We start from the raw sequence: 13471 nt of genomic DNA, 5'->3' as shown, positions 1-13471 counted from the left end.
GGAAAGACCATGTCGGAAAAAATCCCCTGCCAAGAATGTAACACCTTAATCCTTCCGAGTACCGCCGAGAAAAATGAGGGTTTATGCATGCCCTGCAAAAATGGCATACGTGCAAACCTCGAGCGTGCGAAGGAATACTACCAACAAGAGCGTGAACTCGATAAAACCTGTCCCTTTCGAGCCTTTTGGCGAGATCTTGTTGTAAAGGTACATAACAAAGATCAAGGTTTTTATACGCTTAGACCAGAGGAACAAAACTACTATGCGGTGAACTGCTTATCTGGCGAGGTCTATAATGGTGGATTTATTCAATATTTCGACAACTCTTCAGGTGAGCATTACGCCTTCGCTGAGCGTGGACTTATCCAAATGGGAGCAAGCCACTCGTTAAACTTATTGCACCAAGCAAAACAGGCCGTGTTTGGCGAAAAGCCAGTACCAATCGACAGAGATCGTCGTTTAGCCGCAACCGATAACCAAGACCTGTACAGCGTACTCGATAAGCTCGATGACGAGTTTTATAAAGATCTAGATGATCTCGATGCCAAGCTTGAAAACTACGCCCTTGATTACGGACTGGTAAATAACACTTAACTGGCGATTGTCGGTAATCACTTAAAGATAAAGGCTATCCTTGGCAGAAATAAGCATAATTGAGTCTATCTTGCTGACCCCATACCGCAGTCCAGCCATTCACATCACTCATGTAAGCGAAATAAATGGACTGCGTTTTAAGACAAGCATCTTGAAATGGCGCTTTATTTTTATTAATAAAATGCGCCGACCTAACCAACACATCGGTACAAACGTCTTCATCTTCCACTAACCAAATAAAATCATCACGCCATTCATCCAATGCTATCGCCGCCTCTGGGGAATAGAGTCTCAACTTATCTTGAGCGAGTACCATTTGCTCGGGAGTCACAGAACATGAAACCGCCAACTTATCGAATACGCCTGAGCCGCCAGCCCAAAAAGACAAATCAAATTCCAACCTATCCTCTAGCGGCGTAAAACCCAATAAATTTTCGATAATCATCAAACTTTTAGCTAAATCGGCATCAGGCCTTTGGTAACGCTTTTCAATCCCATCATATTCCCGCATACAAACTAAGCTCCTGCTGCGTTAAGTGACGCATTAAAATTGAGTAACATACTATAAAATAATAACTTTTTGATCAATGTACCCAACGATTAAGACTATTACGCCAGTGACTCGCCGACTTTGATTTAAAAATGAGTTATCCCTAAGCGCTCGATGGCGCCATTTGCAGCATAAGGAAGCGCGAACACCGCGAGCACATGGTCAAGGATAATGGAATGAAAATTATCAGGCCTACCATTTTAAATCAGCAACTTCATCAAGTAAGGCCTGTGGTTTAAACCGTCCCTGCTAAAAGCGGCCTGTACAGTTATTTTCTTGATTTTCTTGATTTGCTTGTCTTGCTATTAGCTCATTCAAACATCGCACTCTTTTGAAAACTTAGGCATGAAATATCGCATAATCGGCTGCGGTAAATTGCAATTGAATGCTTTAATCGGTTGACCTCATGCGCCTCAACTAACTCTCCTTAAACGGATTTTTGTGTTAATTCATCGCCTTTAAACAACTTATGCCACTGCTCCAGCACTTCTCAGTCAGTCCAACGATTGGCACTGTCGATATCGGCTGGCAACACCACATGCAGATAATTCGACATCACCGCAAAGGCTGCAACATCAATAGCAAAAACGGCTTCAAGTTCAAACAGTAGTGACTCAACCCAACTACAGCGATGGTCATAATTTTTCCCAGAATAGGCATCATCGCCACATAAAAAAGCACGCCGCACAACGCGGCTATAGCAATGGTAACAGGGAGTGTCTTCAAGGCTTATCTGAGTTCTGAGAGGACGCGGCATATAAACCTCCTTGTTTAATGTTTATAGTCGGAGGTTAACTACCACGCCATTTAAGCTGGGTGTCTTGAAAACAGCTTCTTTGTAGGCAACCTGAAAGTGCATTATATTGTTGCTCTAAAATGGATGGCCAGATTTATTATTAGCCCTGCATATGTGATAAAACAGTTAAACCTTCGCTGGAAACAAATCTTAGAAATGGAGTATTGTCAGTGACAACGAGAACGGAATTACTCAATAAATTAAGCGCCTTATCGACCGCCGATCCAGAGCACTGTCCGGTAGTGACATTAAATGAGTACTTTTTAGAAAACGAAGATGAAGAGTCTATCGCACCCAATAATTGGGGTTATGGTCGACCATCCATCAAAGAAATCTATCGTTGCTTGAAAGAAATCGAACATAGGTCAGATGTGCAAGGTGTTTATGTTGGGATGCACGATGAATGGTCCGAAGCACTTGAGGATGATGAGCTATGGCCTGCAGCTGAGAACATTCATATTCTTACCTGTGCGCCTCTGGCGGAAGTGGAAGAATGGATTGAAGGAATCGCGGCAGATGGAATGGGGACAGGCTGGCCCTATGGCGAACATCAACTATCCCCTAAGCCGTATGCTGGCTATCATGTCTATACAGTATATTGGGATTAGTGGTTAGCTATCTCACTGTTTATGTGAATTTTATTGCATCAGACAACCCCAAAACATCGGTCTAGGCCGATGTTTTTATATCTAAGGATACCCAATCTCATTTTTGTAATATAAAACGTGCTCCACCAGCCTTATTATATGAATTAGCTCTTGTTATTTAGACTCCCATTGTTAAATTTTAAAAATGGAGTGTTAGTACTCTTTTTAAATACTAACAAACAACCCTAAAACTTCAGAAGTTTACCTTCCCCTGCGAAGTTGCCGAAGGGCGTTGAAGAAAATCGCGTGAGCGAGGCATGGATGCCAAGTTAGCTTTCGGATTCTTTATTTAATTAATAGGGATGTACCACCGTAAGCGTTAGCGATTTTGAATAAGCACGAAGCCCTGCTTATAAATAAAGAGTTAATGCATGTAACTTCGCTAGGGTGAGTGCTGCGAAAACAGCGGTACGAACGAGAGCCAAGGATGGCGAACTGGCAGTCAGACATCGACGTTGTTCGGCAAGGACTCTTGATTGAAAATCAAGGGGTGAAGCCCCCGACTTTGACTTTGCTTTAAAAGCTATCAAACCAAGTTTAGATAAACCTCCTTGTCGAAATCACGACAAATACCCTGCTTTGTGATCCTCACTGCAACCCAATTCGTAATGTCCAACAATCTCCCATCGCGAAATGCTTAACCGCGAAAGTAATTCAACGAGTCCACTTAATGCAATTACAGCAATTTCATACCGTCAGGTTAATTTTAGGCGATCAACTCAATGCCCAGCATTCTTGGTTTAACCGCGTTGATGATCAAGTGCTGTATGTGATTGCAGAACTGCACCAAGAAAACACTTATGTGACCCATCATGTGCAAAAGATATGTGCCTTCTTTGCGGCAATGGCGCAATTTGCCAAAGAGCTGCGTGCGCAAGGGCATCAAGTGCTCTATCTCACCCTTGATGACACCTTCAATAACACTCAGGGCTATAGCGATCTACTGGGGCTCATTCAACATCAGGTTACACAGGTTGGCGCGATCAAGTTTGAATACCAAAGGCCTGATGAATACCGCCTACTTGAGCAATTAAGTCAGCTTAAACTCAACACAGCCGTGGTGAACTGTGTCGATACAGAGCACTTTATCTTACCCTTTGACGAAATCGATGCGCAGTTCCCCGTCGGCAAACACATTATGATGGAGCACTTTTATCGCCGCATGCGTAAGCGTTACAACATCTTGATGCATGACGGGAAACCACTCGGCGGGCAGTGGAACTTTGATGCCAGCAACCGTCAAAAACTTAAAACTCAGGATATAAAAGTCTTGCCTGAGCCATTAATGTTTAGCTTCGATGTGACTGAGATCCTCGCTCGGCTTGAGCGTCATCAAATTCCGACCATGGGTCGTATTGATGCGCCATTGCTGTGGCCGATAAACCGTGCGCAAAGCCTCACACTATTAACGTATTTTTGTCAGGTTTGCTTGCCTTCCTTTGGCCGTTTTCAAGATGCCATGACAGCGCAACATCCCGCCAAGTGGAGCTTGTACCATAGTCGACTATCATTCAGCCTTAACAGTAAATTAATCAGCCCGTTAGAAGTCATCAATGCGGCCATCGACAGTTATCAAACGAATGCTGAGATTGATATCGCCCAAGTTGAAGGATTTGTGCGGCAGATATTAGGTTGGCGAGAATACGTTCGCGGCATTTACTGGGCCAATATGCCGCAGTACGCCAGCACTAATGCGCTCGATGCCCATGGGACGCTGCCCGATTATTTTTGGCATGGCGACACTAAGATGAGCTGCATGCGACAAGCCTTATCCCAATCATTAGATTTTGCCTACGCCCATCATATTCAGCGCTTAATGGTGATCGGCAATTTCTGCTTATTAACCGAAATAGAGCCAAATCAAGTCGATGAGTGGTATTTAGGCGTGTATGTTGACGCCATCGAATGGGTTGAAATGCCTAATACCCGCGGCATGGCATTGTTTGCCGACGGCGGCATTGTCGGTACTAAACCCTACGCCGCCAGCGGCTCTTACATTAATAAAATGAGTGACTACTGCAGCGGGTGTCATTACAAGATAAAAGAGCGCAGCGGCACACTCGCCTGCCCGTTCAATAGCTTTTATTGGCGCTTTATGGACAAACACCGCGCGCGATTGTCGCAGAACCCAAGGATCGGCATGCTGTACAACACATGGGACAAGATGGACGAGTCCGTAAGAAGCGCCATATTAGCCACGGCCGAGCACAACCTCGTTCATCTAAACCGTTTGTAGCGGAGTAATGCTAAGCGTGACTCATTGATATAAAGAGTTTGATATAAAGAATTTGATATAGATATTTGGATAGGGAGAGTTTGCTATGAAAGTACTTATCGTCGGCGGGAGTGGGGGTATTGGCAAAGCCATGGTTAAGCAAATTCAAGAAAGCTATCCCGACGCCACAGTGCACGCCACCTACTGGCATCATCTTCCCCAAGACAGGCAGGAGAAAATCCAATGGCATGCATTAGATGTGACCAATGAAGCTGAGATTAAACAGCTAAGTGAACAACTCACTGAATTAGATTGGATAATTAACTGTGTCGGCATCTTACACTCCCAAGATAAAGGGCCAGAAAAAAGCCTACAGTCACTGGATATCACCTTTTTCCAGCACAATTTAACGCTCAATACCCTGCCCAGTGTCATGCTGGCTAAACACTTCTGCCATGCCTTAAAACAAAGTAGCTCGGCAAGATTTGCCGTGATATCGGCGAGAGTCGGCAGCATTACCGATAATAGATTGGGTGGCTGGTACAGCTATCGCGCCTCAAAAGCTGCGCTGAATATGTTTCTCAAAACACTGTCGATTGAGTGGCAACGCACCATGAAACACGGCGTGGTGTTGTCTCTGCATCCGGGCACGACAGACACGCCATTATCTCAGCCATTTCAACAGAGTGTCCCCAAAGGCAAATTGTTTACACCTGAGTATGTCGCAAACTGCTTACTGCCCATCATTGCCAATGCTACACCCGCACAAACAGGGCGTTTTTTTGCCTACGATAGCACAGAGTTACCTTGGTGAAATAAGCTGAAGAGCAAGTCAAGCAGCGGCAACTCCGATGGAGTCTTTCTAAATTAATAAATCAAAGCCGAGGGTTTTAACCCCTTGATAGGATGATGCCCCCAACGCACACCCAATCCTTAATCAAGCCTTTTCAAGAACACTGAAAAATAAACAATTGAAATAAATCATTAAATTATTTTAAAACACTCAAGTGCATCACCATTCCGCTTGGCTAAATCGCTATTACCCAAAAGTCCTAATTCAGATTTAAAAGCGTCTAAATGAACGTTGAAGATAGTTCCTTTGTACGATTGTTAACACTTTTACATTTAAATAACATCTAGAGTCATGCGGTTATTCACGCTTTGCACAGAATAAAAATCTGAGAATTCCCGCCTGAGCAACAGCTCATTCTATGCGGCCATGGCAGAGGGATGCCGAAGACCCTGTAGAAATCACAATAAAAAAACGCTCGCCCGAGCCAGTTAAGCTGTATGGCATTCCAACGTTATTTACAAAACGGAAAAAGGATTTCAAGCATGATGCTAAACAAAAAACTGTCGCTACTCTTCATTGCTGTGTCGGCCACTTTAGGCACATCCGCATTTGCTGCCGATGTTGTCGATGTCGGCACTCTTAGAAGCGCGTCTTCAAGCAATAACTTAGTGTCTCAGTTCAGCTTAGACGCAGGTAGCCAACTCAAAGTCGAGAAAAAACTCAACCTAGGTCAAGGCAAGCAAAAACAACGTTTACAACAATATTTCCATGACGTACCGGTTTATGGTTTCTCTGTTGCGACGTCACAATCGAGCATGGGCTTTTACAGCGACATGTCTGGCCGTGTATTAAAAAATATTGAAAAATCGGCTGATTTTGTCAAACCCACTTTAACGGCTAATAAAGCGTTAGATATTGCGATCCGTGGCAAGTCTGACAAAGCCGTTGCAGGTCTAAAAGCTGAAAACAAACAAGCAAAATTATGGCTTTACCTCGATGATGCCGCTAAAACTCGCCTCGTTTATGTGACCTCATTTGTAGTATATGGCGATGAGCCAAGCCGTCCATTCACTATGGTTGACGCGCACTCTGGTGAAGTGCTCAAGCGTTGGGAAGGGATTAATCACGCTGCAACGGGCACAGGTCCAGGCGGTAACATTAAGACTGGCCAATACGAATACGGTACTGATTTTTCTAGCTTAGACGTTGAAGTGAGCGGTGACACTTGCACCATGAACTCACCTAACGTGAAAACCGTTAACCTAAACGGTGCCACTTCAGGCGCCACCCCCTTCTCTTATACTTGCCCACGCAATACAGTCAAAGAGATCAACGGCGCTTACTCGCCATTAAACGATGCGCACTACTTCGGCAACGTGATCTACAAGATGTATAGCGAGTGGTACAACACTGCACCGTTAACCTTTCAGTTAACGATGCGAGTTCACTACAGCAACAACTACGAAAACGCTTTCTGGGACGGCAGCGCTATGACCTTCGGTGATGGCGCAACTACCTTCCACCCATTAGTGAGCTTAGATGTCTCGGCACACGAAGTGAGCCACGGTTTCACTGAGCAAAACTCAGGGCTGGTTTACGCAGATCAATCTGGCGGCATGAACGAAGCCTTCTCAGATATGGCGGGTGAAGCCGCTGAATTTTACATGCACGGCACAAACGACTGGTTAGTCGGCGCCGATATCTTTAAAGGCAGTGGTGCACTGCGCTACATGGCAGATCCAACCTTAGACGGTATCTCTATCGGTCATATCGACGATTACTATGATGGCATCGACGTGCACCACAGTTCAGGTGTATTCAATAAAGCTTTCTACACTTTAGCTAACTTACCGGGTTGGGATACGCGCAAAGCATTCCAAACATTTGTAGTCGCTAACCAATTATATTGGACGGCGGACAGCTTATTCTGGCAAGGCGCCTGTGGTGTTAAATCGGCCGCAACTGACTTAGGCTTAAGTGCTGACGATGTGGTTACTGCGTTTGCCGCTGTGGGTATCACACCTTGTGAAACCCCACCACCACCGCCACCACCAGAAGCCACTGAGCTCGCAAACGGTGTCGCTGTGGCAGGTTTAGCCGGTGCGTCAGGTAGCAAAAAATACTACAAACTAGATGTCGCTAGCGGTGCAACTAACCTGAGCTTCAATATGTCAGGCGGCACAGGTGATGCGGACATGTATGTTAAATTTGGTCAAGCGCCGACCTCTAGCAGCTATGACTGTCGTCCATACAAGTCAGGTAATGCCGAAAGCTGTGCTATTGATCCTGCTCAAACAGGGACTTATTGGGTGATGGTCAGCGGCTATAGCAGCTACACAGGTGTGAGCCTAGTGGGTGCTTATGACGGCGATGACACACCAAACCAAGCTCCAACTGCAGGCTTTACTGCAAGCTTTGCTAACGGTAACGGCAGCTTCACAAGCACCAGTACTGACAGCGATGGCGACCTGACGTCATGGAACTGGGATTTTGGTGATGGTACAAATGCCGCAGGTGCGAGTGTCAATCATCAGTATGCCGAGTCAGGCAGCTACACAGTCACACTGACTGTAACTGACAACGATGGCGCAACAGCAAGCACTTCGGCAGAATTTGCGGTTGAAGTCCCTGAAGTCGCATTAGAAATGGCAGTAAAAAATGCGAACAAATCTCGTCGCGGCAGCATTCGTGTTGCACTCGAATGGGAAGGTCACAACGCTGATGAATATACTATCTTCCGTAACGGTGTTGCGGTTGGTACTTCAAGCAGTTCATCGTTTATTGACCGCTTCACTGACCTAGCTGGCACTAGCTTCAGCTATAAAGTGTGTGAAACTAACGGCCCTTGCTCAAACGAAGAAACCGTTAATTTTTAATCGCATAACCTAATCGTGCAATGGCGCTAGCGTAAAATCCTAGCGCTAATTCATCGATTCACTTCTCGTTTTCTTGTTAATGCCACTCAGCCCTTTTGAGTGGCATTTTTTATGGTCAAACGGCTCAGCCTCAGCACCTCATAAGGTTTGCCTTAAGCTGTTGCCCCTTGCCCACATGTGGATGAATTGTTACTTCAAATGTCCACTTTCACCCACTGGTTTCTTCAGCAATTTACGTTGCAACGTCCGGCGATGCATTCCCAATTGGCGAGCCGTGGCGGACACATTGCCTTGGTTAGCATTGAGCACTTGCTGAATATGCTCCCACTCCAAACGCTTAGGATTAAGTGGCGAATCGTCGACTTCATCTTCTTGAAGAGTATGGGAATGCCCATCCATTTCCAGTGCGGCGAGCAAGGTTTGGGTATCCACAGGTTTAGCTAAATAATTATCGGCGCCGAGGCGAATCGCTTCCACCGCTGTAGCGATACTGGCGTAGCCGGTGAGTAACACCATAGTCACCTTGGGCAGCAGATGACGCAGCGGCACAATTAACCCTAAGCCATTGGCTTCGGCAAGCTTCATATCTAAAAGAATATGGCTAGGACGAAACTCCCGCGCCACCAGCAGAGCATCGCTGGCATCATGGGTTAATCGGCATTCAAAGCCATGGCGTGTTAATCGGCGGCCTAAAATACTCGCAAGGGAAAGGTCATCCTCTACAATCAACAAACGTTTCATGAATTTACCTCGTCACTAGCCTTAGTCTTGTGCGATACAGACGGCGCCAGCTCCCTTAAAATAGTGAAACGAATTTGTGCCACAGTGCCACCTTGGGGATGATTAGCCAAAATCAACTCTGCACCCAAACGCTCTAAACTGGCATGACTGAGTAGCAAAGCAACCCCTAAACCCTTGGGACTTTCTATGAGTAAGGTGCCCAACTGTGGCAATAAATCGGGCGCGATACCAGTGCCATAATCGCGGATCTGCAAGTAGATCTGCTCTTCGTTTGGCGCTATATCTAAACTGATATCCACCTGCGGCGCACCTATGGTTTCGGCGCTAGCGCGGGCAGCATTTTCAATCAAGGCCATGATGGCTGGCGTTAAACTCATATCAGTCAGAATACTTTGCTCTGCCAGTTGCTCAGGCATACAAGTGATCAACCAATTAAGTTCAGTTTGCGGCATTAACAACAAGGTTTTTTGCTTTAAACTGTCCACCAGCTCAATGATCTTTAGTGGGCGCTGGCGGCGATCGCGGATCGACTCCGTCGCTAATCTCAGCTCGGCAAGGGTATGTTCACAGCGACCTAACGCAGTTTCCATCTCGACAATCGTTATCGAGGTATCGCTCATGTCTTCTTTTACTTCATCGAGTAATAACCTCAGACTAGAGAGCGGCGTGGCCAGTTGATGTGCCATCTGCGCCGATACTGTGCCTAGGGCTAAGAGTTGTTCCTGACGCAATTGCCCTTCGCGCATATAGGCTAACTGCGCATCTTGGCGGCGCATACGCTTAGTAATTAATGCCACGCTGGTTGTCATCACCAATGCTGAAATCACAAAGTTGAACCACATGCCTAAATAGTGGGAACTCATGTCCATACCGTGGTGCTGCATGGGGGATTCGGGCACAGTAAAGATCATCAGGCTGTAGGCAAAGGTTGAAATAGCCGTCAGTGCCCAAGGCGCCCAGATTGGCAAAGTCACAGCCGCAAGTGCAATCGGCAACAGTAATAACGAGATAAACGCATTGGTCGCGCCGCCGGAAAAGTGCAACCAAGATATCCAAAATAATGTGTCTAAGCTGAGCGCAATAAAAAGGCCGCGCTCCTTAGCAAATAAGGGTTTACGTAGCGCCAATGTGAGCGAAAGGTATAACACCTCCAGCACTAACACATGCACTAACGGCTCCATTTGCAGGCTAAGACCAAAAGTATCGGCGGCAAACGTGGTTAAGCCTATTTGCAGCAGCAAACCTAAGGTTCGCAGTAATGCGACTTGGTCGGCAGCCTGTAGACTGGTCCCTAAGATCTTAGCCATGGCGATCCCTACAGAGTGAGTCCGAGCGTGGCAAGTGCACCACTCGATTGTGCTAATGCTTGGCGCACGCCAGTGGCAAAATTGATTTCAGAACTAATCCCCAGCGCAGCTAAACGCGCACAGCTTAAGGTGCAGTCCCTTGGCCGCTTGGCGTTATCTGTCGGCGTAGACTCAGGCGTTAAGTGCGCTGTACTGAGTTGTAAAATCTCTCCTAAGGTCAACAACATCTGATACTTAGTCATAGTCTCTGCGGCGCTAAAGTGATAAATCCCCTGCACGGTAGAATGTTCAATATGCTGTGCAATCATCTTGTCTATGGCTTGGGCAATATCGGCGGTCGAGGTTGGACTGCGTATCGCCCAATGATCAACACCCTGAGCGCGACGCTCAATCAATTGGTTAACCAGCACTAGCACAGCAGATTCACTCAGCTTTTCTACTTGGCCGTAAAGGATTGGCAAGCGTAGCACGGCAAAATCAGAGCTAGTGTCTAGCACGATTTCTTCGCCCTTTAGCTTAGATTCACCATAAAAATTAACCGGATGAGTGACTGCATCTTCAGCGTACTTAGGTTGAGTGCCATCGAACACATAGTCAGTGGAAATATAGATAAGCCAAGCGTTATTGGCCTTAGCTGCCATAGCTAAGGCTTGGCTCGCGGTTAAGTTAAGCGCCAATGCCGCCTGCGGATTTTGCTCGGAAACATCGGGGCGACGCTCGGCGGCGCAGTGCACTATCACTTGCGGTTGCTCGCGGGCGATAAATGCCTCGACATCCAAAGGGGCGGTAAGATCGAGTTTATGCACTCGTTCACTTGCGCGGCTAAAACCCGTGGCGATAACCTCATGTCCTGTTAATTCAAGCTGTTTTACGACAGCTCTGCCGAGTAGCCCAGTCGCCCCCGTGACCATAATCTTAGCCATATCGCCCCATTCAGTTTCAACGCATATTTATGGCTAACAATTCTAAAAGCTTTTCATATTCAACGCACTTGTTTACTCTTCTAAACCAAACTTACTTAGGGTTAACTCATGCAAGATTAACCCAAATACCCATAGGCAGAATTTGAGTACGACACTTCCTCTGATATTAGCTGGCCCCATGCTGCGCCACTGCGATACCTCACACTTTACCCTGTGGTTTGTAAGTCGTGAGCCATTAACTGAACTTAAGCTGCGTCTTGGTGAGCAAGAGTACCTGTTGCAGGATGCCGATTTACACTATGTGCCACTTGGGCAACATGCCCATCAATATCTAATAATACTGTCGCGCCCAGAGTTGCTCGCACCCAATATCGTCACACCTTACCAAGTGTCTGCCGCTCAGCATGGTGATATTTTTGCCACGATAAGCCAGCTGAACTATGGCGATGCGTCGACGCCAAGTGTACGTTTCACCCCTGAATTAACCCAAGTATTCCACGGTTCCTGCCGCAATCCGCATCACCACAGTGACGATGCACTGGTCGCCGCCGATACCCATTTAGCCAAGATAATCAACAGGGGTGCGGAGGATGATCGCCCAGCACTTATCATAATGAGTGGTGATCAGGTCTATATTGATGATGTTGCGGGACCTATGTTAAGCGCCATAGGGCAAGTCATCGATTTGCTTAGTCTTAAACATGAGCAATTTGAAGGCGCGAGCATCACCACTAGTGAAGACATTCATTATCAGCCCGCATATTTGTATCAACGGCATAAAAACCTGTTGCCTCATACCCAATATCCGGCCAAAACCGCGCTGTGGCGTTGGTATCGCAATCACCCCATTTTTACCTCCTCCATCGCCGTAAATCATTTGGTCAGCCTAAATGAAATCATCGCCCTGTATTTACTCACTTGGTCACCTGAACTGTGGGAATTAGTGAATATCTCGAAGGATGTCGACGGCTTATCACCCACCAATACCGCCCGCTGGCAAAATGAGTGGCAACACTTGCTTGGCTTTAAAGCTGGGCTAGGGCAAGTCAGGCGCTTTATGGCGCACATTCCCGTTTATATGATGTTTGATGACCACGACGTCACCGATGATTGGAACCTGACGGCTAAATGGGAACAAGCGGCCTACGAACACGCATTTTCGAAACGCATTATTGGTAATGCCTTAATCGGCTACACCTTATTCCAAGGACTTGGCAACGCGCCTGATAAATTTGCCGCCGATATCCGCCCGCTGCTCGATGCGTTTTTTACGCGACAAGAAAGCGAAAGTCAGGATCTGCTCATCGACGAATTACTTAAATTTGAGCAGTGGCATTACACCTTAGAGTCCTCGCCCAAACTGGTCGTACTCGATACCCGTACCCGCCGCTGGCGCAGTGAATCTAATCTTGCAAAACCTTCCGGCTTGATGGATTGGGAGGCGTTAATGGATTTGCAGCAAGAGTTACTCGGCCAGTCGAAGGTTATTATCGTCTCACCTGCGCCCATGTTTGGGGTCAAGTTGATTGAAGCTGTTCAGCGTACAGCCACTCTGATCGGCGGTTCCCTGTTAGTAGACGCCGAAAACTGGATGGCCCACCCGGGCGCCGCCAATGCACTGCTGAGTATTTTTATGCACCGTAAAACCCCAGAGGAGTTTGTGATCCTCTCCGGCGATGTGCATTACTCCTTTAGTTACGACATCAGTATTCGTTTTAGACGCAGTAGTCCTAACATCTACCAAATCACCTGCAGCGGTATTAAAAATCACTTCCCTGAGAAGCTGTTACCGATTTTCGATAAACTCAATGGCTGGTTTTATGGCCACTTTTCACCACTTAACTTACTGACAAAACGTAAACGTATGTTGCTGCGCGGCAGGCGACCAAATGGTGAGCCGAGTAAACGTCTAGTGAATAAAAGCGGAATAGGTATGTTGGAATTAGCAGATGATGGTGCACCAACAAAAATTGCGGTTTTACATGGCGATATGAGCGAAACCCTGTTCGAACCACCCAAACAGGAATAA

10 protein-coding genes and 1 pseudogene are annotated in these 13471 nt (G+C 46.6%); 6 read left to right on the top strand and 5 right to left on the bottom strand.

From position 1 onward, the window contains the following. Positions 1-9 precede the first annotated feature (9 nt). Complete coding sequence (locus tag L5M40_RS09970; protein ID WP_263176143.1) at positions 10-594, top strand: DMP19 family protein; 585 nt, start codon at positions 10-12, stop codon at positions 592-594. 34 nt (positions 595-628) lie between these two features. On the opposite strand, the gene L5M40_RS09965 is transcribed toward L5M40_RS09970, so the two are convergent. Next, positions 629-1105 carry a hypothetical protein gene (locus L5M40_RS09965; protein ID WP_263176144.1) on the bottom strand — a complete coding sequence of 159 codons (477 nt, stop codon included), beginning with the start codon at positions 1103-1105 and terminating at the stop codon, positions 629-631. A gap of 291 nt (positions 1106-1396) precedes the next feature. After that, positions 1397-1901: pseudogene (locus L5M40_RS09960) on the bottom strand (transposase); the annotation flags it as partial. 209 nt (positions 1902-2110) lie between these two features. On the opposite strand from L5M40_RS09960, the gene L5M40_RS09955 reads away from it, so the two are divergent. From L5M40_RS09955 to L5M40_RS09940, 4 genes are all read left to right on the top strand, one after another. After that, the gene (locus L5M40_RS09955; protein WP_113940113.1) at positions 2111-2548 is read left to right on the top strand and encodes a hypothetical protein; all 438 of its coding nucleotides are present in this window, start codon (positions 2111-2113) and stop codon (positions 2546-2548) included. Between the two features lie 709 nt (positions 2549-3257). Next, a complete protein-coding gene (locus L5M40_RS09950; protein ID WP_263176145.1) occupies positions 3258-4823 on the top strand; it encodes a cryptochrome/photolyase family protein in 1566 nt (521 codons plus the stop codon). 85 nt (positions 4824-4908) lie between these two features. Then, the gene (locus L5M40_RS09945) at positions 4909-5616 is read left to right on the top strand and encodes an SDR family oxidoreductase (RefSeq protein ID WP_263176146.1); all 708 of its coding nucleotides are present in this window, start codon (positions 4909-4911) and stop codon (positions 5614-5616) included. A 521-nt stretch (positions 5617-6137) separates the two neighbouring features. Beyond that, entirely contained in the window at positions 6138-8471 is a 2334-nt protein-coding gene (locus L5M40_RS09940; protein WP_263256613.1) for a M4 family metallopeptidase, read from the top strand. A 189-nt stretch (positions 8472-8660) separates the two neighbouring features. On the opposite strand, the gene L5M40_RS09935 is transcribed toward L5M40_RS09940, so the two are convergent. The 3 genes from L5M40_RS09935 to L5M40_RS09925 are packed head-to-tail and all read right to left on the bottom strand — an operon-like array spanning position 8661 to position 11442. After that, entirely contained in the window at positions 8661-9212 is a 552-nt protein-coding gene (locus L5M40_RS09935) for a response regulator transcription factor (RefSeq protein WP_105251231.1), read from the bottom strand. Then, on the bottom strand, positions 9209-10519 hold the full coding sequence (locus L5M40_RS09930; RefSeq protein ID WP_263176149.1) for a sensor histidine kinase: 1311 nt from the start codon (positions 10517-10519) through the stop codon (positions 9209-9211). Before L5M40_RS09930 ends, L5M40_RS09935 begins: the two co-directional genes overlap by 4 nt. An 8-nt stretch (positions 10520-10527) precedes the next feature. Beyond that, on the bottom strand, positions 10528-11442 hold the full coding sequence (locus L5M40_RS09925) for a dTDP-4-dehydrorhamnose reductase family protein (protein WP_263176150.1): 915 nt from the start codon (positions 11440-11442) through the stop codon (positions 10528-10530). A 178-nt stretch (positions 11443-11620) separates the two neighbouring features. On the opposite strand from L5M40_RS09925, the gene L5M40_RS09920 reads away from it, so the two are divergent. After that, positions 11621-13471, top strand: coding sequence for an alkaline phosphatase D family protein (locus L5M40_RS09920; RefSeq protein WP_263256667.1), 1851 nt, complete (start codon positions 11621-11623; stop codon positions 13469-13471).

Source organism: Shewanella sp. SM68, assembly GCF_025653925.1.
In the GTDB taxonomy this organism is placed as follows: Bacteria; Pseudomonadota; Gammaproteobacteria; order Enterobacterales; family Shewanellaceae; genus Shewanella; species Shewanella oncorhynchi.
This window is presented reverse-complemented; position numbering and strand designations above follow the sequence as displayed.